The 21,746-nt window shown below is 71.0% G+C and carries 15 protein-coding genes; 4 read left to right on the top strand and 11 right to left on the bottom strand.

All coding sequences use genetic code 11. The features are described 5' to 3' along the window. Positions 1–3: 3 nt before the first annotated feature. Positions 4–1,650 (top strand): M16 family metallopeptidase, encoded by a 1,647-nt coding sequence (locus ACYVLJ_RS11930; RefSeq protein ID WP_460438653.1) that lies wholly within the window; start codon positions 4–6, stop codon positions 1,648–1,650. A 54-nt stretch (positions 1,651–1,704) separates the two neighbouring features. Here ACYVLJ_RS11930 and ACYVLJ_RS11935 read toward each other — a convergent pair whose 3' ends face one another. Continuing rightward, positions 1,705–3,630, bottom strand: a complete 1,926-nt coding sequence (locus ACYVLJ_RS11935) for a putative Ig domain-containing protein (RefSeq protein ID WP_460438654.1) — start codon at positions 3,628–3,630, stop codon at positions 1,705–1,707. A gap of 844 nt (positions 3,631–4,474) precedes the next feature. On the opposite strand from ACYVLJ_RS11935, the gene ACYVLJ_RS11940 reads away from it, so the two are divergent. Then, positions 4,475–6,730 carry an FUSC family protein gene (locus ACYVLJ_RS11940; protein ID WP_460438655.1) on the top strand — a complete coding sequence of 752 codons (2,256 nt, stop codon included), beginning with the start codon at positions 4,475–4,477 and terminating at the stop codon, positions 6,728–6,730. A gap of 79 nt (positions 6,731–6,809) precedes the next feature. On the opposite strand, the gene ACYVLJ_RS11945 is transcribed toward ACYVLJ_RS11940, so the two are convergent. Further along, positions 6,810–7,544 carry a transposase gene (locus tag ACYVLJ_RS11945; protein ID WP_460438656.1) on the bottom strand — a complete coding sequence of 245 codons (735 nt, stop codon included), beginning with the start codon at positions 7,542–7,544 and terminating at the stop codon, positions 6,810–6,812. Positions 7,545–7,808: 264 nt separating this feature from the next. Here ACYVLJ_RS11945 and ACYVLJ_RS11950 point away from each other — a divergent pair, with 264 nt between their 5' ends. Then, complete coding sequence (locus tag ACYVLJ_RS11950) at positions 7,809–8,414, top strand: hypothetical protein (RefSeq protein WP_460438657.1); 606 nt, start codon at positions 7,809–7,811, stop codon at positions 8,412–8,414. A gap of 421 nt (positions 8,415–8,835) precedes the next feature. Here ACYVLJ_RS11950 and ACYVLJ_RS11955 read toward each other — a convergent pair whose 3' ends face one another. Further along, a complete protein-coding gene (locus tag ACYVLJ_RS11955) occupies positions 8,836–9,393 on the bottom strand; it encodes a kinase (RefSeq protein ID WP_460438658.1) in 558 nt (185 codons plus the stop codon). Between ACYVLJ_RS11955 and ACYVLJ_RS11960 the strand changes: the two genes are divergently transcribed. Further along, positions 9,324–11,327 carry a tyrosine-type recombinase/integrase gene (locus ACYVLJ_RS11960; protein ID WP_460438659.1) on the top strand — a complete coding sequence of 668 codons (2,004 nt, stop codon included), beginning with the start codon at positions 9,324–9,326 and terminating at the stop codon, positions 11,325–11,327. The two genes, ACYVLJ_RS11955 and ACYVLJ_RS11960, sit on opposite strands and share 70 nt — an antisense overlap. Here the strand turns inward: ACYVLJ_RS11960 and ACYVLJ_RS11965 are convergent. The 8 genes from ACYVLJ_RS11965 to ACYVLJ_RS12000 all read right to left on the bottom strand — a co-directional run bounded on the left by ACYVLJ_RS11965 (position 11,276) and on the right by ACYVLJ_RS12000 (position 21,746). Further along, a complete protein-coding gene (locus ACYVLJ_RS11965; protein WP_460438660.1) occupies positions 11,276–13,687 on the bottom strand; it encodes a CaiB/BaiF CoA-transferase family protein in 2,412 nt (803 codons plus the stop codon). The two genes, ACYVLJ_RS11960 and ACYVLJ_RS11965, sit on opposite strands and share 52 nt — an antisense overlap. A 115-nt stretch (positions 13,688–13,802) precedes the next feature. Further along, positions 13,803–14,183, bottom strand: coding sequence for a hypothetical protein (locus ACYVLJ_RS11970; protein WP_460438661.1), 381 nt, complete (start codon positions 14,181–14,183; stop codon positions 13,803–13,805). Between the two features lie 173 nt (positions 14,184–14,356). Next, complete coding sequence (locus tag ACYVLJ_RS11975; RefSeq protein WP_460438662.1) at positions 14,357–14,548, bottom strand: hypothetical protein; 192 nt, start codon at positions 14,546–14,548, stop codon at positions 14,357–14,359. Beyond that, complete coding sequence (locus ACYVLJ_RS11980; protein WP_460438663.1) at positions 14,545–15,594, bottom strand: peptidylprolyl isomerase; 1,050 nt, start codon at positions 15,592–15,594, stop codon at positions 14,545–14,547. The genes ACYVLJ_RS11975 and ACYVLJ_RS11980 overlap by 4 nt, the downstream gene beginning before the upstream one ends. After that, positions 15,591–17,876: an RND transporter family protein gene (locus ACYVLJ_RS11985; protein WP_460438664.1), complete on the bottom strand. Its 2,286-nt coding sequence runs from the start codon at positions 17,874–17,876 to the stop codon at positions 15,591–15,593. The genes ACYVLJ_RS11980 and ACYVLJ_RS11985 overlap by 4 nt, the downstream gene beginning before the upstream one ends. Next, on the bottom strand, positions 17,873–19,180 hold the full coding sequence (locus ACYVLJ_RS11990) for an MlaD family protein (protein ID WP_460438665.1): 1,308 nt from the start codon (positions 19,178–19,180) through the stop codon (positions 17,873–17,875). The genes ACYVLJ_RS11985 and ACYVLJ_RS11990 overlap by 4 nt, the downstream gene beginning before the upstream one ends. Further along, positions 19,180–20,448, bottom strand: a complete 1,269-nt coding sequence (locus ACYVLJ_RS11995) for an MlaD family protein (RefSeq protein WP_460438666.1) — start codon at positions 20,446–20,448, stop codon at positions 19,180–19,182. The genes ACYVLJ_RS11990 and ACYVLJ_RS11995 overlap by 1 nt, the downstream gene beginning before the upstream one ends. Further along, on the bottom strand, positions 20,445–21,746 hold the full coding sequence (locus ACYVLJ_RS12000) for an Mce/MlaD family protein (protein ID WP_460438667.1): 1,302 nt from the start codon (positions 21,744–21,746) through the stop codon (positions 20,445–20,447). Before ACYVLJ_RS12000 ends, ACYVLJ_RS11995 begins: the two co-directional genes overlap by 4 nt.

Here is a 21,746-nt window from a genome sequence, read left to right on the forward strand (position 1 = left end):
ACCATGCTGTCCACCTTCGAGGTCGACGGGGTTCCCGCCGTCGCGGTCAAGAGATCCGGGCCGCTGAGCGCCGGCCTGGTCTTCCGCGTCGGCCGGGCCGACGAGACCCTCGCGACGGCCGGCGTCACGCACCTGGTCGAACACCTCGCGCTGCACCGGTTCGGGGTCGGCGAGCACCACTTCGGCGGCGCGACGGCCGCCGACCACACGTACTTCGAAATGGCGGGTACCGAAGCCGAGGTCGTCGCGTTCCTCGGCAGCGTCTGCGCGTCGCTGAACGAACTCCCGATGGACCGGCTGGAGACCGAGAAGTCGATCCTGCGCACCGAAGAGGCCCGCCGCGGCGGGGGTGGCCTGCTGTTGCGCCACCGCTACGGGGCGCAGGGCTACGGGCTGGCCGACTACCTCGAGCTCGGCCTCCCCCGGCTGGGCCCCGCGGAGGTCGCCCACTGGGCCCGGACGTGGTTCACCCGCGAGAACGCGGCGCTCTGGATCGCGGGCGAGCACGTCCCGGCGGGGTTGCGGCTGCCGCTCCCGGCCGGTGTCCGGCGGCCGGTACCCCCGCGGCCCGCCATCCTGGGCGACGGACCGGCCTACTTCGCCCACGGCGAAGGGAGCGTCGGCTTCAGCACGGTGGTGCGCCGGGGCCCCGCGGCCCAGGTCTTCACGAAGGTCCTCGAACGCGAGCTGTTCCGCGAGCTGCGGCAGGAAGGCGGCTACTCCTACCAGGTGTCGACGGCGTACCAGGTCCGCGGCGACGGCTTCGCGGAGATCTACGGGCTGGCCGACGCGCTGCCGGACAAGCAGGCCGCGGTGCTCGGCGGCGTCGTCGACGTCCTGGCCCGGTTCAAGGTCGGCCGGATCGACCCCCGCGACGTCGAAACGGTCCGCGCGCAGGCCGAATCCGCGCTCTACGGCGAGGACGCGGAGGTGGCGCGGCTGCCCGAGCACGCGGCCGCGCTGCTGTCCGGCGCGCCGCTCCCGACCGCCGAAGCCCGGATCGCCGAGCTGCGCGCGGTCGGCCCGGCCGAAGTTCACGCCATCGCCGTCGAGGCCGGCGCGTCCGTGCTGCTGCGCACGCCGCACGGCCGTTCGGCGGACTGGGCCGGATACCGGGCGGTGCCCCGGTTTTCCCCGGCCGCGGTCGCGGGAAACCGCTTCCCGGCGCACAACAAGGCGGACGCGGAGCTGGTCCTGGGCGCCGACGGGTGCAGCGTGGTGACTGCGGAAGGCGTGTCGACGGTGCGGTTCGCCGACTGCGTGGCCATGCTCGCCTGGCCCGACGGCGGCCGCCGCCTCATCGGCACCGACGGCCAGTCGGTCCAGGTCGAGCCGACACTGTTCGCCGGCCTGTCCCCGGCGGCAACCGCCACGATCGACGCGGCCGTGGGTCCCCATCGGACACTCCCCCAGGCACCGCGTCAGCCGCAGGAGGTACCGGCCCCGGCAGCCCGGCCGGCGGCGTCACCGCAGAAACGCGCGTCGAGGGTCCTGTTCATCGTGGCCGCGCTGTTCGGCACGATCGCCCTGCTCGCCACGGCGGGCATGGCGATGGACCCACCCGACGCCGGCGGCTGGGTCGGTGCGGGGTGCTTGTGGCTCCTCTGCGGCCTGTTCGTGTTCACGGCGATCCGGCGACGGCGGATCTGAACGCCGGCGCCGTGTGCGGGAGTGCCACCGCGAGGGGGCACTCCCGCACCGTGGTCAGCTCAACGTCAACGCCGTGTCGTCGATGCAGAACGACGTCTGCAGGGACGAGTCCTCGGCACCGGTGAAGGTCAGCGTCACCGTCTGCCCGGCGAACGCCGACACGTCCACCGTGCGCAGCTGGTAGCCGGTGGCCTTGTCGAGGTTCGAGTAGGACGCGAGCGTCGCCGAGCCCGCCTTGACGGTCAGCTTGTCGTACTGCGTCGTGGTCGTGGTCTCGGCCGTGTCGATGTGCAGGTAGTAGGTCAGCGTCGCGTGGCAGCCGGCCGGGATGGCCACCGACTGCGACAGGGTGTCGGTGTGCGTGCTGCCGTAGCCGTCCAGGTAGGCCAGGTGGCTGCCGGCGTGCGGGGCCTCACCGGAGGACGAATCGGTGATCACGCCGCTGGTCGCGGTCCACGAACCGCTGCCCTCGAAGCCGGGGTTGCCCAGCTTCTGGCCGGAGCAGCCACCGCCGCCGGACGGGTTGATCGTCCAGCTGAACGTGGTGCTGCCGGTGGCCCCCGAAGAGTCCTTCGCTGTCGCTGTCACCGACGAGGTGCCCGCGGTGGTGGGGGTGCCGGAAATCAGCCCGGACGTGCTGATCGACAGCCCGGCGGGCAGGCCGGTGGCCGTCCAGGTGTAGCCGCCGCTGCCGCCGGAAGCGGACAGCTGCAGGCTCGCGGCCGTCCCGACGGTGCCGGTCTGGTTGCCGGGGTTGGCCGCGGTGACCGGGCCGGGACCGGAACCGCCCGCGGTGAACGCGGCGGTGCCGTTGGGGGTGCCGAGCCCGGTCGGGCCGTCCCAGCCGGCGCCGGCGTTGCACTGCACGGTGACCGAGCAGCTGCCGTTGCTGCCGGAAGTCACGTCGTTGAGGTTTCCGGTGTGGGAGTAGGGATACGCGGCCGGCGTGTCGGACGCGCCGGGCGTGCCGGCCAGCGCGTAGACCGAGGCGATGATCGGAGAAGAGGCGCTGGTGCCACCGTAGACGGCCCAGCCGCTGCCGCCGTAGGTCTGGTAGACCGCGACGCCGGTCTGCGGGTCGGCCACGGCCGAGACGTCGGCGTTGGCGCGCTTGGCACATCCGGTGGTGACGTTCTGGAACGACGGCTTGGCCACGCTGGTCGAGCAGCCGCTGCCGGCGCCGCTCCACGCGGTTTCGGTCCAGCCGCGGGTGCCCCCGCCCTGGGTCAGCGACGTGCCACCGACCGCGGTGACGTACTGCGACGACGCCGGATAGCTGATGCCGTAACCGGAGTCGCCGGTGCTGGCGGTGATCGCGACGCCCGGGTGGTGGAAGTAGCTGGAGTCCGAGCTGTTCTCGGTGCCGTCCTCGCTGCCGCCGTAGCTGTTGGACACGTACTTCGCGCCCATGGCGACCGAGGTGTTCACCGCGGTGCCGAGGTCCGCCATGCTCGGCTGGTTCGCCTCGACGAGCAGGATGTGGCAGTTCGGGCAAATCGCCGAAACCATGTCCACGTCGAGGGAAATCTCACCGGCCCAGCCGGAGTCCGCCGTGGGCAGCGGGCTGGTCTGGCCGTTTTCGTTGACCTTCTTGAAACAACCGTTGGCGGTGGTGCAGGCCGGCAGGCCGTAGGTCGACCGGTACGTGGCGAGGTCGGACTCGGCGTTCGGATCGTCGTTGGAGTCCACAATGGCCACGGTGGCGGACGAGCTGCCACTGGCGGTCAGGTTGTAGGCGGAGCGCAGACCCGAGGGACCGAACCCGCTCGGCAGGGCGTTCGGCGCGAGGAAGGCCCGCATCGTGTCGGTCTGGCGTTCGGCGAAACACGTTGCCATGCCGGGCTTTGCCGTCTGGGCGCAGACACGGGCGGTGGGATGCACGACAGCCGCGGAGGCGGTGCCGGCTTGTACTGCGGGCATGATCAGTGCCAGCGCCGACAGACCGGCGACGGCGAGGATTCTTCGGGGTGAACGGGACACGATCCCTCCCAGAGAGATGCATGCGAACGGGTTTGACCCATCGGTCGGTCCACTGTCTACCCGGCGCGATCGCGCCCGGGTAGCGACCTTCGGACGGTGACGCGAAGTCGCGAGCCAAGCCTCCGGAAAAGCGACCGAATGGAGCACGAACCAATCGGCTATCTCATGACGCTCGCCGGCAAAGGGGACGAATCCGAAACCGGAAAGGACATACTTTAGTCGGGGGAACCTCCGGTCACCGCTTCACGGACGAACTGCGCGCCCACCCAGGAGTCCGCCCGGCCACCCGACCTTGCAAGCGCTCGCCTCGATCGACCAGGACGGCGACCCCGCGGACATCCGCGACCGCATCCAGGCCGAGGCGTCCCGCGGCTGCGCCAGGCACCCGACCCGACACGCTGCCCACCGCATCGAGTTCCCTCGGCGGGCCACGGTCCACTGTGGGCGAACATGAACTCGTGCACTCCCGGTTGTAGTAGCCCCACGAGTCGTACGCCGAGTCTTGGGCTGCGGTACGCCATGGCGACGGGTAGTCATCCGTCCAAGCCGATGCCGCCGGAGCGACTCCCAAACCCACGAGAACGGCGATCACCAGCGCAACCAGCAGCCACACTCGACCCCAGTCGCCCCGTTGTGGTGCCGACGCACATTGCAAGCACGGATTCAGTCGATCGGACCGATATCGCTTCTCGCTCGGCTCGGCGTCGGACACCTCGTCCTCATCGACGAGGACACCCGTCGATGAAACGAGCCTGCCGCGCCTGGCCGCCGCCGCACCGGACGACGTCGGCCGCCACGCCCAACGCGCCACCCCGCCATCGAGCTCACCGTCATCACCAAGAACGTGCGGCATCCGGACGCGCTGCGCGCGCTCAACGGCTGCGGCTGCCCGGACCTCCGACCTGCGGAGAACGAGCAGTTCCGCGGTGCCGGCCCGGTCTATGCTCTGCCGGTGGCGATCGACTTCCCCGCGCTGAAGACCCGCCTGGCACGGCCCAGGGACTGGGTTCCACAGTGGTCCACGCCCGCCGCTCTGCGCGCGGTCCGCGCCACCCTCGTGGTGCCCGCACTGTTCGCGTTCAGCATCAAGGTGCTCGGCGACCTGCAGGTGGCCACGTTCGCCGCGTTCGGCGGGTTCGCCACGCTGGTCCTGGCATCGTTCGGCGGCGACCGGGCGGCCAAGCTGCGAGCCCACTTCGGGCTCGCCGTCACCGGCAGCGTTTTGCTGGTCGTCGGCACCGCCGCCAGTGCGTCACTGCCGCTGGCGGCCGTGGTGACGCTGATCGTCACCTTCCTGGTGCTCTTCGGCGGCGTCGCGGGCCCCAACGCGGCCTCGGGCGGCACCGCCGCCCTGCTCGCCTACGTTCTCCCGGCCGCCTCACCCGGCACGATGAGCATGGTGCCCGCCCGCCTCGGCGGATGGTGGCTGGCGTCGGTGGTGGGCACGGCCGCCGTCCTGCTGCTGTCCCCACGGTCCCCAGCCACGGCCCTTCGCGACGCGACGGCCCGCGCCGCCGGCACCATGGCCGGCTACCTCGACGCGGCCCTGCGCGGTGACCCCGGCGTGAGCACGGCGCGTGAGGCGGCCATCGAGGCCAAACACCGCCTGATCGACGAGTTCACCGCGACGCCTTACCGCCCCACCGGCCTGGCCACCGCCGACCAGGCCCTCAACAGCCTGGTCGGGTTGCTCGAGTGGTGCGGTTCGGTCATCGCCGACGCCCTGCACGAGTACCCGGACCTCAGCGGGGCGCCCGAGGTCGAGCGCAAACTCCTGGCCGACGCCGCCGCCGGCCTGCGAACGGTCGACCGGTTGCTCTCCGGTGAACCGGCCACGCCCGATCCGGAGGAACTCGAACGGAGCGTCCAGCGGAGCGTGGAATGGCTCCGCGACCTGAGCTCCGACGATCCGCGCTACGCCGACGCGGTGCACCTGTCCTTCCACGCCCGCACCACGGCCTTCGCCGTCGGCACCGCGATCGTGGAGGCACTCGCCGCGACACCAGGCCGGACGCGCGTCATCCGGCCCGGCGGCCTCTCTTTGGCCTCATTGACGCGGGTCGCGTCCCCTCAGGCCAGCATCCGGTCCGTCTGGTTCGTCAACAGCCTCCGCGGTGCCGCGGCGTTGACCGCCGCGGTGGTCGTCGCCGGGGTGAGCGGCGTCGAGCACGGGTTCTGGGTGGTGCTCGGGACGTTGTCGGTCCTGCGCGGCAACGCGGCAGCGACCGGGTCGACTGCCCTGCGCGCCTTGGCGGGGACCGCACTGGGTGTCGTCATCGGCGCGCTGCTGTTGCTGGTCATCGGCACCAGCGCGCCCGCGCTGTGGATCGCCCTCCCGGTCGCGGTGCTGGTCGCCGCCTACGCACCGGGTGCGCTGCCTTTCACCGTCGGCCAGGCAGCCTTCACCTTGACGGTATCGGTGCTGTTCAACCTGCTCGCCCCCGCCGGGTGGCAAATCGGGGTCGTACGGATCGAAGACGTCGCGATCGGCTGTGCGGTCAGCCTCGTGGTGGGCACGCTGTTCTGGCCCCGCGGCGCCGGAGCCGTGGTCGCCGACGACCTCGCCGACGCCTTCCGCACAGGTGGGGTGTACCTGGCCGCAGCCGCGAACTGGGCACTGGGCCTGCGCCGCGACCCGCCCGCTCCAGCCGCGGCGACCGCAGCCGGCGCCCGGCTCGACGACGCGCTCCGCGGATTCCTCAGCGAACAGGGCACCAAGCACGTGCCCAAGCCCGACTTGTGGCGGCTGGTCATGGGGACGCTCCGGGCCCGGCTGACCGCGCACTCCCTGGCCGGCCTGCCCAACCCCCACGTTGCCCCGGACCCGTTCCGCCGGATGCTCGGCGAACAGGCGGGCCAGCTCGCCGCCTGGTACGACCACCTGGCCTCCCGCCTGGACCGCACCGATCACGGCGACGTGCCCATGCTCGCCCCACCCGAGTTCGCCGACCCCCTCCAGACCCATGGTGCCTCGGTCCACGACCTCGCCTGCGCGCTCTGGGTTCACGAGCACATCAAGCACATCACGCCGCGGCTCGCCGAGCTCGTCGAGCCGGCAGGCGTGGTCGCGGCCCAACGCCACCGGCCCTGGTGGCGATAGCCCGCCACGACCGCGTCCTCGAGGATCGACGAGCACCCCGCATCGTCCACGATCCTCCTGCGCATCAGTAGCCGGCGTGTCATCGACCACCCTCGCACGCAGTCGCCACCACCGTGTCGCCCGCGTCCAGGGCCTGCCACGCGATCTCCAAGCCGAACCCTCGGGACATCCTGGTGATCAACCAAATCTTCATGCCCGCCCGGCCCTCCGACAAAGCCCCGCCGACGGGTCGCACGTGGCGCGGTTCGTTCGGGAAGTCCCCCCGGGCCTTCACCGCGCGGCGGATACGGGCGTGGACGCTCTCGAGCGCGTTGGTCGAGCGGATATCACGCGCCGGATCTCCGGGGCGAAGGCCAGGAACGGCACGAACTCCCCCACGCGTTGTCCCACAACCGCACGATCGCCGGATACCGGCGGCCTCCGTGGCCGCGGTGCAGACCGGCTTGAGTGCCTTGGCGATCGCGTCCCCATGCTGACGGCCGGCATAACGGAAGCTGTTGCGCAGCAAGTGCACGATGCAGGTCTGGGTGATCGTCTGCGACCAGACCGCGGTGATCGCGTCCGGCAGCCCGGCCAGCCTGTCGCAGACGACCATCAGCACGTCGGTGACACCGCGGTTCTTCAGCTCGGTAAGTACGTTCAGCCAGTACTTGGCCCCCTCGCCGCCGTCCCCGACCCACAACCCGAGGATGTCGAGGCGGCCCTCACGGGTCACCGCCAACGCGACGTAGATCGGCCGGTTGGCCACCTGCCCATCACGGATCTTCACGTGGATCGCGTCCACCCCGCCCAGGCGTTTCTGCCGCTTGGCCACGATCTTCGGCTCGAAGCGCGGACTCCGGCAGCCGTTTGGTCAGCTACGCCACCAGTTGCTCGTCCAGGCCGTCCAGCCCGGTCTCGGACTTTTCTCGACGCCGGACATCAGTGCGAACATCAGGCACAGTGCGGCGGTCAGGGTCAATGTGCGCTTCATTTGCCGGCAGGTTGCTCTCGTCATCGGGGGTGTGGGGACGGGCTGCTTGCCATGTTGTATTGGCTGGTGGAGTTGTTGTCCAGGTACTGGCCGTAGACTCACGCCATGGCCGAATCGACCACCGTGTCTGCCGGGCAGGTCGTGGTACTCGTCGACCGCTGGCCGGATCCGGTGCCGCCCGTCGAGTTGCCGGTCCGTGGCCCTCTGCGAACGATCAGCCGCGTCGTCGTGGTGACGCTCCTCGTCCTTGCTGCGGCCGTGGGCGTCGGGGCGATCGTCCTGCTGTGGACGGAGCCGTCCCCCGGCTGGTGGTTCTCTCTCCTGTTCACCCTCGTGTTCACGGCCCTCGTTGTCGTGCTGTGGATCGCGTATTTCGCCGCCGTCGCCCGGAGCGCCGAGCGCCTGCGCGCCCGCTCTCGCTGGGCGGAAGCGAACGGTCGAGTGGAGTTGCTCGACGGTACCGTCTCCGCTCGCACGGTCTCGACCATCGAGGATGGCGGTGTCGACAGCTTCACGCTCATCGTCGACACCGCGAAGGGACCGATGTGCGCGACGTGGGAGCGCGCGACGTCGCGATCGCCGATGCTTTTCCAGGCTCAGGTGCCGGAGGCCGGCGCGCGTGCGCGGGTATGGCGGCTCCAGGACGCGGGCGGCGACGCACCGATCGTGATCGAGGTGTGCGATCCCTCGGTCGGAGAGCATCGGCGCTAGCCCGCTGTTGTGCAGTTCCTGATCAGACAGTTCGTGTGGCGTGCGGTCTACCCGCCGCAGAACCGTGACGCTGTTCTGCGTCCAGGTGGAGGAAGTTCCGAAGACGAGGCATTTTTGGGCGTGGACCTGGGTATGTTCTGCGCGCGGGCCCGGTCGTTACCTCCCCCTCGATGACCGGGCCCGCCTCCGTGACACGGGCTGGCCGTCGGGCGGTGGGAGTGGCGGAAAGCCGGGGAGCAGGGACGCCGTTCCGCGTGGCGAGAACGATCACCGGTCGCGGCAGTGCGGCGCCGGCCCGATCAAAACGATGATCAACACGTCGGCCGGCATGATCGCGCGAGGGCGGCCAGGAACCCGGCCCGGTGTCGGCTTGCCCGCCCACATGAAGCACTGCACCAGTGCAGGCCGAGGGCGATACCGGTCAGGTGCCGCACGCGCCCCGCTCGCCGCCGGCCAGGTGCACCATGATCCGGCCCACCGAGTCCTCGGCTGACGAGGTGGCGGCGATGACCTGCTCGCCGGGTATGTCGAGGCGCCCGCTCGCCGCGTACCAGCCGCGCATGTCCGCAGGAGTGAATTCGCCGGCTTGGGGGCGGGTGGCGTGGCGGCGCACGGTCTCGGCGAAGGGCACGTCGAGGTAGAAGAAGCTGGTGCGGCCCTGGTGGTCCGCGGCGAGCTGGCGCAGCATCGGCCCGTACCGGGCTGCGGTGAGGATGCCTTCGAGGACGACGTGGTAGCCGGCGTCGAGGCTGAATCGGCAGACCGTCGCGATGAGCGCGATGTTCAGCCCGCCGGGGACGTCGTGCTCGCGAAGGACAACGCGCCGTAGGACGTCCTGCTGGACCAGCGCGACGCCGCGGCCGAGGCGGGCGCGCACAGCGGTAGCGACCGTGGTCTTGCCGGCGCCGGATGGACCCCGGAGCACGACCAGCTGGGTGTGCAGTGAGCCAGTCAGTCCGCTGGGCAGCTCCTGCGACATCGCCTCCGTCGCCGGTCCAGCCGTGTCGTGCGCTGCCGCGCGAGCCCCGATCGATCCGGCATCAGCGGCCTCGAGGCGTGGTCCGTCGCTCCGCTCGGTCACGATGCCCACTACTACCCGACGAGCAGGATGACAGTCGAGGGGACCACCTCGTCGTGCCTCTACCGCCACGCTGTCGACGACGAGTACGTCCGCCCCAACCGCAACCCCGCAGCCAAGCTGCGCCGATCCAGTTCAGCCCAGCCCCGCCGACGCGCACTGACCGTCGCACAGCTGACGGAATCAATCAGGCCGCTGGGACCACCGGACCCGACCCTGCATTGGACACGCTGGTCCTGCGCCAGCACACCGAGACAGCCTGTCGGCGCAGCGGCGTCCTCTCCCTTCGTCGCCGCGACCTGAACGAGGAGGATTGCACCATCTGGCTGCGCGAGAAGGGCCGGGCGAGGGAGCAACCCGTGTCGCCCACGCTGCTGGCCGCCTTGATCGAACACTTCGACATCCGCAACCGCTTCGGCGAACCCGACGACCTGATCTTCAGGTACGCCGGTGGCCGCCCCATAGGGAACAACTACTACCAGGGACGCTGGCAGCGACTCCGCCGACACGTGGACTGGGCCGACCGACTGGGCGTCTCCGCGCACTGGCTCCGATACACGACATTGACCTGGGCCGAGCGCAACTTCGGCTACGCGACGGCAACGGCATATGCCGGCCATGCGCCCGGCGGCAAACGGAGCGGCAACACGCTCACCTACGTCACCCCGACGATGGAGGAACTCGCGACAGCGCTCGCGATACTGGTCGGCGAACCACACCCGCTGGCCGCAGTCGGCCACCAGCTAGGCGACGACGGAGACTTCGCATTGCCTGTGCGGGAACCTCGAGCGCTGTTGCCAGTCGACGACGAGGTTCGTTGGCGAGCAGAACTCGAGCGCTACCTGGTCAGCGGTCCCGTCGCGACCGGAGGCAAGACGACAACCTCCGATCCCGTCGACGCCGTCCGACGGGTTCGCCACCAGCTCGAGCAGGCCGAACGATACGGGATGAGGCGTCCCAGTCAGCGCACGCCGACTGTGGCTACCGGACTGCCGAAAGAGGTCGTCCAAGACGCCGTCAACACGATCAAGCTCACGCTGGCCGACGGCCACGGGGTCGTCGATGCCGGGTTCGTCAGCTCCATGCTCGCCGGCGACATCATGACCGCGGCAGCCGAGGTCGATGCCGTGGCGCTGGTCCGCTCACACCTCGAACACGCCGTCCGAACGGCACTGGAGAGGATCAAGGAAGAAGTCGCAGCAACCGCCAGCCCGATCCACCGCCAGGGCCACGCCAGCACCCGTGCGGTACCCGGCGATCGCCAGATCTCCAGCCCACCTGGCGACCGCCAGCCCGCCAGCCGGGCTGGCGATCGGCCGTCGAGCGCCAGCCCGCGACAACCAGCCCAGCGAACCTCGTCGCCAACCGCCAGCCCACCCCAGGCCCTGGCGACACCACCGCCTCACGCCCAGGTCACCGCTCCCGACGGAGCACAACTGGACTCGCGGCCGACCTCGCCGAAGACTGGCGCCCGCGCGGGCGGCACCGCGGTCAGTTGGCTGGGTTTCGCATTCGGCTCGGTCACCTCGATCGCCGCCAACGTCCTCCACACCTGGTTACCCGCCAGCTCGCAACCACCAGGGTGGACGCCAGGCCTAGGCCCCCAGCTCGGCGCCGGAGTCTGGCCGATCACCCTCATCGTCACAGTCGAGGTGCTAGCACGGAACCTGGGTCGCCCCCGAAGACGGCCGCACCACCATCGCCCAATTCGCCCCGCCTGGCTCGACTCCCTCGACATCGACCAACGGCTACAGCCTCTATTCGTCTGTCGTGCGTGGCAGAGTCACGTAAGAACGCCGGAATCGGTCAACCGGTCGATCGTCCCTTCGTCGTAGCCGAGCAGTTCGGCCAGCACCTGGCGGTTGTCCTGGCCGAACATCGGCGCGGCCGTGGTCACCACTCCGGGGGTGGCCGACAGCAGGTAGCGGGGTCCTTCGACGACCGTCCGTCCGTGCCGCGGGTGCGGCAGGGTCACCAGGTGGCCGCGGTGGCGCAGCTGCGGATCTTCGCAGAAGTCCTTGCTGGACGATGAGACGTGCGCGGGAACGCCGACTGCCTGCAGTGCCGCTTCGGTATCTTCAGCCGTCCGCCGGCGAGTCCAAGCGGCGACGGCGACGTCCAGCTCGCGGGAACATGCCCGCCGTTCCGCCGCGGTCTCGAGCGAGTCCTCGTAGCCCAGCACGGCGGCCAGGGCGTGCCACTGCTCGTCGGTGGTGACCGCGACCGCGACGTACCGGCCGGGATCCGCGGTCGGGTACACGCCGTGCGGGGCGAACTCGCGGTCGGCATTGCCGAGCCGCCGTACGACTCTGCCGTTGTCGGCGTTGTCGGCGATCTCCGGTGCCTGGAACCACACCCCGCTCTCGACCTGTGCGACGTCGATGTGGCATCCGGCTCCGGTCCGTCTGCGGTACTCCAGCGCACCGAGCAGGGTGCACAGCGAGAACCGCGGTGCCACGTAGTCCGTGTACGGGCCGAACGGACCGAACATCTCCCGGTCGGGCCAGCCGGCGATGGCCTGGAAACCCGAGAGGGCCGCGCCGATGTTGCCGAAGCCGGCGAGCTGGGCCAGCGGACCGGTCTGACCGTTGATCGACGTGCTCACCATGACCAGGTCCGGGTGCCCGGCCGCCAGCTTCGCGTAGTCGAGGCCCCAGCGCGCCATCAAGCCCGGTGAGAACGACTCGATGACCACGTCGGCCCAGGCCGCCAGGTCGCGGGCCACCGCCTGGCCCTCCCCGGACTTCAGGTCCACGGTGACACCGAGCTTCCCGGCGTTCCACGTGCCGTACAGCGCGGAACCCTCCCGCGAGGGCTTGCCGCCGATGAACGGCTGCATGTACCGCGCCGTCTCGACCTTGGTCGACGACTCGACGCGGACCACCGTCGCGCCGAAGTCCGCCAGTGCCCGGCCGATGACCGGTCCGGCGACGACCCAGCTGAAGTCGAGCACCTTCAGGCCCCGTAGCGGAAGCCGGGCCGGACCATCCACTGTGGACCCGATGGGCTGCCATTCGGCGAGGACTTCTTCGGTGTGCTCGCCAAGCCGTGGGGCCGGGCGGCGCACGGCCGGTCCGGGAGCGCCGGTGACGCGGGCGAAGGGTCCCGGCAGAAGCCGGTCTCCCACTTCCGTGAAGAACTGCCGGTGGGCCAGCTGTCCGCTCGTCCGAACGTCGGTCGTGTCGAAGATCGGGACACACAGCAGCTTGTGCTTCACGGCGGCCGCGAGGACCTCGGCTTTCGTGCGTCCGGAGAAGAATTCCGCAATCAGGGCACGCAGCTCACGGGTGTCCTCGTCGGTGAACTCACCGGCGGCGATCGCCTTCGGCAGGGTGCGGAAGTCGACGTCGGCGAACCGGCCGAGCGGCACACCTTCGGTGGCCATCCACCGCACGAAGTTGCCGGTGAACGCACCCGCCGCCGAACCGATCCCCAGGTGGAACTCGACGAGGCCGTCCCGGCAGCGCCACTTCTTCAGGGCGGGGTCAGTGGCCGCCCCGCTGCCGGACTGGTCGATCAGCGTGGCGCCGGCGTCCGGGCCACGCGGGTGGTCACCGACGGCGTGCGCCAGGACGTGCCCCAGGGTGGCGGCGCCCAGGCTCGCCTGCACCGAGACGTCCACGAGTTGCCCTCGGCCACGGGCCAACAGCGCCAGCTGGGCACCCGCGGCGGCGTCGGCCGCGGCGTGCCGCCACGCCTGCGGGATGGAGATGCGCAGCGGGGGCCGGCCGCCGTCGCGGTGTTCGTCCAGCGGTCCGCCGGCGGCCCAGAGCGTGAGGTCCGAGGCGGCGTAGCCGGCTTTCGGCCCGGTGCGTCCGAACGGCGTGATCGAGACGTACACCAGCCGCGGATTGGCCCGTCGCAGGTCCTCGTAGTCCAGGCCTCGCGGGCTTTGGACGGCTGGGCCGTCGTTCTCGATCAGCACGTCGGCCGCGGCGGCGAGGTCGCGGATCCGCCGCTGTCCCGCCGGGGTGTCGGGGTTGACGAGAACGCCGCGCTTGTTCGCCGCGTACGCCTCCCACTCGTAGGAGGTCGCGGGCTCGCCGGCCGGACGGGGCAGGCGCTGCCGTGCGGAACTGCCGCTTGGTGGCTCGACCTGTACGACGTCGGCACCCAGGTCGGCGAGGATCCGCCCGGCCATCAGGCCGCGCTCGTCGGTGAGGTCCAGGACGCGGACCCCGTCCAGAAACGTCATCGTCTTCCCCGATGCTCGGGCGCCGGGACACGGACCCGGGGTGTGCGGGTCGGGTCCGTGTCCCGGCGAAGGTGGCGGCCGCACACACCACGGAACCACCCGGTACCGGAAACTCCTAGCCCTGCGCGCTCACCAGCTCTTCTTCCTCCTGGTCCTCGGTCGGGTGGCAGCGCGAGCACGGGCTGAAGCCCTCGTCGGCGGCTTCCTCGGCGGTCAGCTCCTCCACGTCGGCTTCACCCACCGACTCGCAGTCCGGCTCGTGGTAACGGCGACGACCGGGCACGACGACCACCAGTGCCGGGGCGTCTTCAACCGGCTCGTCGATGACGGTGGCTTCCTTCTTCTTCGCCCGGCGCTTGCGGATCGCGTCGACGACGAGGAGCGCCGCGCCGAGCACGCTCAGGCCGAACGACACCTCGACGAGCACCATCTCGTCCGTCAGGTAGCCCGTCACCAGGCTCCCCAGCGAGAGGACGACCAGAACCAGGACGATCATCTGTTTCTCCTTCCGACTTCGTCTTCGGGCCGACGAAGACGAGCACGTCGACCACGACGCTGGGGACGAGGATCACCAGCATCACCGTGAGCACCGCGGCGGTCGGCCAACTGCTGCCCGTTCCGGTGGCGACGATCGCGACCACGACGACCAGCAGGCTCACGGACTTCCTCTCAGAACATCCGGACGATCCCGCCGACCGCGAAGAACGCGGCGACGACGTAACAGGTGAGGCAGCCGCGTCTCAGCACGTCGCGGCGGTGGAAGCGTTCGCCGTCGCTGCTGAGCGCGTCGAGGTTGACCGAGCCCACGACACCCACGGCCGCGAGCACGACAGCCCCGGCGAGCAGCAGCACCACGGTCACGGCCGCACCGCCGCGTCCGGGGTGTCCGGGTTCGGCGGCAGGTACTTCTCCGCGTAGGCGATCTCGTCGGCCTTCATCTGGCCGCCGAGCCAGTCGTTCCAGACCTTCAGCCGCCGCTCGTCGAGCAGGGTGTTCTTCAGCTGGTCGCGCGCTTCGGCCAGCGACAGCTGCTTCTGCGGGGTGACAGCTGCGACCTGGCCGACGTTCCAGCCGTTCTCCGTCTGGACCGGGCCGAACACGCTGTTGGCCGGCGCGGCGAACGCGGCCTTCGCGTAGGCCTGCTGCAACTGGCTCGCGGCCAGCGTGCCGAGGTCGCCACCCGCGGTCTTCGTCTTGCCGTCCAGTGAAATGGCACCGGCCAGCTGGGCGAAGTCCTTTCCGGACTTCAGCTGCTGCGCGGCGTCCGAAGCCTCGGCCTCGGTGGCGACGACGATGTTGCGCAGGTGCCTGGTCTCGGGCTGGACGAGCTGGGCCTTGCGGGCCGCATATGCCTGATCGACCTCGGCATCGGTCGGTGCGGCGACGCCGTCGGTGACCTGCTCGTACAGCTGCTGGTTCGCGATCTGGCGCTTGACCTCGGCGAGGACGTCGCCTTCCGACACGCCGTTCTGGCCGAGCTTCTGGACGAACGCGTCCCGGCCGAGCGGGAAATCCTCCTGGATGATCTTGGTCAGCTGGTCGTTCGCGGTCTTGTCCGCGACGACGACGCCCTTCTGCGCGGAGGCCGCATCGAGCACCATCGACACGGCGATCGCTTTGGCGCTGGCTCGGGCGAACTCGTCCGCCTTGCTGCCGTCGGGCGGCGCCTGGACGCCGTAAAGCGCCGTGAGCAGGTGCACCCGCTGCTGATAGTCCTGCTGCGAGACGACCTTTCCGGCCACGCGCAGGACGGCGTCGTCGGGCAGCGCGGTGACCCGGTCGTAGACGATCTGGGTCGCCGAGCCGGCCAGCACCACCGCCACGAGGGCCCCGCTGAACAGCTGGACCTTCGGGTGCGCGGGCACCAGGCTGGGGCGGATCTTCCACCGGGGGAACGGGATCTTCATGCGGTCACCTCCGCGGTTTCGCGCGGTCGGGGGCTGGGCCGGACCCGCGGGCGCGGGCTCGGCACGAGCAGGGCACGCGGCTTCGGCGCCAGGGTGGTCACCACGACGATCGCCGAAAGCAGCGACAACGCCGTCGTGGTGGCCAAGAGCAGCCCGAACTGCCTAAGCAGCGCGATTTGAGACACCAGCAGCACCGAATAGCCGAGTGCGGCAAGCAAAGCCGTGACGCCGACCGCGCGGCGCAGCCACGGCCGTCGCTCGCGCCAGGCATCGGCGAGGACCACGGTGAACTCGCACGCGGTCACGGTGGCGAGCGAGCCGAGCGCGACCGTCAGCGGGTTGAGCGTGCCGCCCGCCACCCACAGCGCGGCGAGTCCCCAGCCCGTGGACAGGACCGCCGCGAGCACCGCGCGGCCGGCGTCGGCCCGGCGGCGCAGGCCGATGAGCAGGATCAGCCCGGCGGCGGCCACCCCGGCCAGGTTCGCCAGGTAGCGATCGGCCGACACCAGCTCGTAGCCGCGTACGGCGGCCAGCGGCAGTCCAGCAGGCTCGATGCTCAGGCCCGCCGGGGCCGGAGGCAGGTCGGTCTTGAGGGCGTCGACGAGCTTCGCCTGCTGGGCGACGTCGTCGAGCTTCGAGCCGAAGATCAGCACGGACTCGCTGCCGTCCGGGCGGATCACCGCGGACGTCAGGTACTGCGGGAGGATCTGCAGCGCGGCCTTGATCTGGTCGGCCGTCGGCTGCCTGCCGAGGAAGGCCAGCAGGTCGGGCAGCGTCAGGACCGGGCGGACCTGGTCGCCGTGCGCCGTGATCAGCTTCTGCTGGACCTGGCCGAGCCAGGCGAGCGCGGCGGGCGTCCGGACGTCGCCGTGCACGACGAAGCCGATCTCGCTGGACGAGCCCAGCAGCGCCTCGACGTACTGCGCATCGTCGACCGCGGGCAGCCCCTGGGCGAGCTTTTCGGGCTGGGCCTCGACGTTCATGCCCGGCAGCGCGGCGAGTCCGAGCCCGGCGACCGCGAGACCGGCGATGAGCGCGCCGACGCGGTATCGCCGCGGCAACGTCGGCGGCGTCCAGCGCGTCTCCGGCTGCGCGACGCTGACCTTCGGGTGCACGAGCAGCGCCAGTAGCAGGGTCAGCACGATCCCCGCGGACAGCGCGATCCCGAGCTGCGTGACGAACGGCAGTGGCGACAACGCCAGCGCGGCGGCGGCCGCGGCGCTGGAGAGCCCGGTGACGACGATCCGACGCCGGCTCGCCGGCCGTTGCGCCAGGTAGAGCGGATAACCGCAACCGAGGCCGAGCAGGATCGGCAGGAAGGCCAGGACGCCGAGGGACAGCGGTTTGCCGAGCCAGCCGAACCCGGACAGCACGGCCGCGGTCCCGGTCAGCGCCACCAGCAGCGGCCACAGGCGCTTGACCCGGCCGCCGAGCCAGCGCACCCAGCCGAGGCACAGGCCGCAGACGAAGATCGCGAGCCCGGCCAGCAGCGGCAGTTCGCCGCGGACGCCGTCGGCGAGGCTCGCGGTGAGCACCGGTGCGCCGGTGACCGTCTGCTGGCGGCTGTCCAGCCCGGCCGCGTCGACCGCGGTGCGCACAGCGGAGACGAGCCGCTGGGTGCCTTCCTGGTCGAGACCTTCGCGCGGCCGGACGAGCACGGCGACCGCCGACGAGTTGGGCACCACGAACTGCCACTGCGGACGCGGGTTCTGCTGGTCGTCGAACACGACGTTGTTGACGAACGCCGGGTTCCTCAGCGTCGGCAGCCCGGCGGGCAGGCCCTGGACCAGCAGCGTTCCGTAGCGCAGGTCGAAGTCGCGGACCGCGGCCTGCCCGGCTTCGGTCACCCTGGTCCCGGACTTCCCGGCCGCCTTGGCACTCTGCTCGGCTTCGTTGCGCAGCGCATCGCGGCGACCGGCGATCTGGGCCAGGAGGTTCTGCGCCGAGGCCGCGATCTGGTTCAGTACCGAGGCCGGGCCGTACACCGAAGCGACGTCGGGCAGCTTGGCAAGTTTCCCTTCCAGTTCCAGGAGTTTCGGCAGCTGGTTCGAGTCGGTGAGCAGCTTGGTCGGCAGCTTCGACTCGACGACCGTGACGATCGGGTCGCCGCCGAAGGCGCGGGCCTTGTCCTGGATCGCCGTGACGGCGGGGTCGTCGTGCGGCAGGAACGACTCGGTGCTGGTGTCCAGCCGCACCCGCAGCAGGCCGGCACCGACGGCCACCGCGACGACGGCGATCAGGACGGACGCGCCGAGCTGCCGCCGGCTGGGGAGGCGCCTCATTGCGGATCCCTTTCGACGTGCGGGTACGGGCCGGTGTAGAGCGTCGGCGTGCCCGACATGCCGGGCAGCGGGTACGGGTTGCTCTTGATCAGCGGGCCGACGTCGGCGGGCAGCGGCAGGCCGGTCTTGAGGATCTGGCTGGTGATGTTCACCGCGGCGAGCCGCAGCACCGTCAGCCCGTCCTCGGCCTTGTACGCCCACACCGAGTTGAAGCCGGCGAAGAACGCGGTGATGTCCTTCCCGAACGGCTGCAGGTAACGCAGCATCGGGTTGACGTCGCGCAGGGTCTCCCCCAGCGTCGGCGCGAGCGCCCGCAGGTCCTGGCCCGCCACCGGGATCCGTTGCAGGGTCGCGGGTGAGCGGTCCAGCGTGGTGCCCAGCGACGGCAGCAGCGCGCGGAGGTCCTTTGTGGACTGTGGAAGCTGGTTCAACGCCGTGTTCAGCGCCGGTGCGGCCGCCTTGAGGTCGGCGGCTACCGGGGCCAGCGAGCCGGACAGCGCGGTGAACTTGTCCGCCGCGGTCTGCGTGCTGCCGACGACGCCGGGCAGCTGCCGCAGCGCCGCCTCGACCGCCTGCCGCTGGCCCGCCGTCGCCGTCGTGAGGCGGTTGGCGTCGGTGACCAGGTCGGCGATCTGGCCCTGGCCGGTGTCCAGCGCGTTGAGCAACGTCGTGGACTGCGCCATGAGGGCCCGCAGGTCGGTGGACTGCGCCGACAGCGCGTCCAGCGCGGTGTGGCCGTCCCGGCCGAGCTTGGCCAGGCCGGTCATGCCGCGGCCGATGTCGTCGGCACTGCCGTTCGTGGCCTGGCCGAGGGACCGCAGCGTCGAGCCCAGGGCGTCCCGGGTCGGCTGGTCGAGGCTCGCGAGGACGTCGTGCAGCTGGACGCTCGGCTTCGCCGCACTGTCGGCCAGCACGGTGCCGCCGGGCAACTCGGGCCCGGAGCCGTCGACGAGCTTGACATAGGACTGCCCGGCCAGGGACTTCTCGCTGACCTGCACGGTGACGCCCTGGTGCAGCGGCGCGGCGGCGTCGTCCAGGTCGAGGTCGAGCCGGACCTTGTCGCCTTCGCGCTCGATCCCGGCGACCTTGCCGCAGTTGAGGCCCGCGAGCTGGACGTCGGAAAAGGAAACCAGGTTGTCCACATCGGACACCCGGACGGACACCCGGTAGCCGGCGGACTTCCCCAGCAGCGGCACGTTCGCCCCGGACTGCGCGAGCAGGAAGCCGAGGAACACCACACAGGCCAGCACGAAGGCGAGCACCAGGCTCAACCGCAGCACGGCGGGGCGGGATTTGAGGTTCATCAGTTTCCCCCACGCTCAGGCCGGTTCTTCGCCCAGTCCGGCACCTGGTCCGGCACGTAGCCGGTGCCGAGGGTGTCCACCTGCACGCCGAAGTTGCCGCGCGGGAACGTGCCGGTGTTGTCGCGGACGGAGAACACGGAGTTGGTGTTGTAGACGAAGCCCTGGATGCCGCCGTCGAGCGCGGCGACGACCTTGCGGGTCATGTCGTCGAGCCGGGCGGTCGTCGGTTTGAGCGCGTCCATCGCGCCGTGCAGGTCGTCGACCAGCGGCCGCAGGTCCGCCACGACGGGCCGCGCCTGGTTGACCACCGGCCCCGCGGACCGCACGGTCTGGCCGAGCTGGTCGACGGTGTCGGACATCCGCTGCAGGGCCGGCGGGAGGTCCTTCGACGCGGCGGACAGGTTGTCGAGCGTCGGGTTCAGCTGGGTGGTCAGTGTGCCGACGCCGTCCATCGCGGACTTCAGGTCGCCGGCGAACCCGGGGAGGTCGGCGAGGGACTTGCTGAGGTCGTCCTGGCGCCCGGCCAAAGTGGACAGCGTCTGCTGCGTGGAGTCGGCGAGCTGGGACAGCCGCGCGTCGTTGCCGCCGACCGAGGTGGCGATCTGGCTGAACGCGGTGACGAGCTGCTTGATCGTGTCCTGGCGGGTGCGCAGGGCGTCGACGACCGGCTTGAGCTTCAGCAGGGTGTCGTCGCTGGCCTGCAGGCCGCCGGGCAGCGTCTGCGGCGCGTTCGCCAACGCGATGTCCGATTCGGACAGCAGCGTGGTGAGCGCGTTCCGGCTGCGGTCATCGAGGTGGTCGAACACCTCGTCCGGCTGCACCGGCCGCTTGGTCTGGGCAAGGGGGACGACGCCGTCCTCGGGCAGCGGCTTCCCGGGCGGCCCGCCGGGGTTCACCTCGATGTACATCTCGTTCAGCGGGTTCTTCGGGCGCAGCACGAGCTGGGCGTTGTCGTAGACGGTGTGGCCTGGGTCGATCGCCATCGTGACCCGCGCGTGCCCGTCCGAGGTGACCTCGGCGGCGGTGATCTCCCCGACCCGCACGCCCGCGATCCGGACCTCCTGGTTGTTGCCGGGGCTGATCGCCGGCGCGGAGTCGAAGTCGGCCGCGAACTCGTAGCGGTCCGACCAGGGCGCATGGATGTTCAGGTGGGACAGGATGATCGCGCCCGACACGACGCCGAGTGCGATGACGAGCGTCGTCGCGAGGACGTCGCGGCCGAGGCCGGGGACGGTGCGGACGCGCTGCCACGTCTTGCGGGGGTTCACTTCGGCGCACCTCCCAGCTCACCGAGCGCGGCCGCCAGGTCGTCGAGGCCGCCGGGCAGGCCCCACACGGAGCCGGGCCCGAACCCGGCCTGGATGCCGAGGGTGGTGCCGTTGGCGTTGGTGCGCATGCCGTCCATGTCGAGGTTGGTGATCATGTGCGCGACCTCCTGGCCGAGCGTGTAGCCGTCGTTGCCGCCGCCGCGGTAGGAGCCGGTGCCGACCCACTTCTCGTTGAGCTTGTCGACGACCGGGCCCTTGAGCCGCTCCAGCGGGGCGCCGTCGACGTCGTTCAGCACGGCGGTGGTCTGCTGGCTGGTGGGCACGAGCTGGTCGACGAGCGGCCGGGCGTCGTGCAGGAGCGGGCGCAGGTCGGCCAGCAGCGGCCGGGCCTGGGCGAGGACCGGGTCGAGCTTGGTGAGCAGCGGTCCGGCCTGCTGGATCGCCGGCCGCAGCTGCGGGGCGGTCGTGGTCAGGCGGTCGAGGCTGCCGCCGAGCGCCGTCAGTCCCGAACGCAGGGAGCTGAGCGTCGAGGGCAGCTCGTGGACCGTGCGCGCCAGCGGGTCGCTCCGCTTGGCCAGCACGGACGCCGTCGTGTCGGCGTTGTCCACGATGGACTCGAGCTGGCCGTCGTCGTGGGTGAGGTCGTTGGCGATCGTGTCGACGTCGCTGACCAGGCTCTGCAGGTCGGTTCCCGGCCGCGTGCCGAGAGCCGCGTTCAGGACGTCGCCGGTCGGGGCCAGGGCGCCCGGGGCGTCGTGGACGAGATTGCGGATCGCGTCCTTGCCTCCGGCACTGAGGGTCTGGTCGAGTTCGCCGACGCTGCCGCGGAGGCCTTGCTGCGCCCGGGGTTGCACGGCGGAGAGCACCTCGTCCAGCTCGACCGGGGTCGACGTGCGCTGGGCGGGGATGCTGCCGCCGTCGAACGTGCCGTGCGCGCCGCCCGGGATCAGCTCGACGAAGTAGCGGCCGCCGAGGATCGTGGTCGGCCGGATGGCCGCGCTCGGCTCGGTGCCGAGCTTCTCGAGGGTGGCAGAGTCGACCTTGACCGTGACGGTGACCGAGCCGGGGTGGGACCGGTCGATGTCCGAGACCGTCCCGACCGGCACTCCGGCCACCTTGACCTCGCTGTCGTCGGCCTGGAGCTTGTAGTCGCGGGCGAACTGGACGGCGATCTCGTCGCCCGGCCGCAGCGCGGTGACGATCGACTGCTTGCCGAACAGCAGCGCGATGGCGAGTACGAGCAGCACCACGAACGCCAGGCCCTGCCACACGGGTGGGATCTTCTTCAGCCTGCGCAT

Source organism: Amycolatopsis stemonae, assembly GCF_054781455.1.

Coding starts and splice junctions, on each gene's coding strand:
- ACYVLJ_RS11990 (WP_460438665.1), bottom strand. CDS start 19,180: ATGAACCTCAAATCCCGCCCCGCCGTGCTGCGGTTGAGCCTGGTGCTC.
- ACYVLJ_RS11960 (WP_460438659.1), top strand. CDS start 9,324: ATGGACCCCGGAGCACGACCAGCTGGGTGTGCAGTGAGCCAGTCAGTC.
- ACYVLJ_RS11985 (WP_460438664.1), bottom strand. CDS start 17,876: ATGAGGCGCCTCCCCAGCCGGCGGCAGCTCGGCGCGTCCGTCCTGATC.
- ACYVLJ_RS11970 (WP_460438661.1), bottom strand. CDS start 14,183: ATGATCGTCCTGGTTCTGGTCGTCCTCTCGCTGGGGAGCCTGGTGACG.
- ACYVLJ_RS11965 (WP_460438660.1), bottom strand. CDS start 13,687: ATGACGTTTCTGGACGGGGTCCGCGTCCTGGACCTCACCGACGAGCGC.
- ACYVLJ_RS11980 (WP_460438663.1), bottom strand. CDS start 15,594: ATGAAGATCCCGTTCCCCCGGTGGAAGATCCGCCCCAGCCTGGTGCCC.
- ACYVLJ_RS11930 (WP_460438653.1), top strand. CDS start 4: ATGCTGTCCACCTTCGAGGTCGACGGGGTTCCCGCCGTCGCGGTCAAG.
- ACYVLJ_RS11955 (WP_460438658.1), bottom strand. CDS start 9,393: ATGTCGCAGGAGCTGCCCAGCGGACTGACTGGCTCACTGCACACCCAG.
- ACYVLJ_RS12000 (WP_460438667.1), bottom strand. CDS start 21,746: ATGCGCAGGCTGAAGAAGATCCCACCCGTGTGGCAGGGCCTGGCGTTC.
- ACYVLJ_RS11950 (WP_460438657.1), top strand. CDS start 7,809: ATGGCCGAATCGACCACCGTGTCTGCCGGGCAGGTCGTGGTACTCGTC.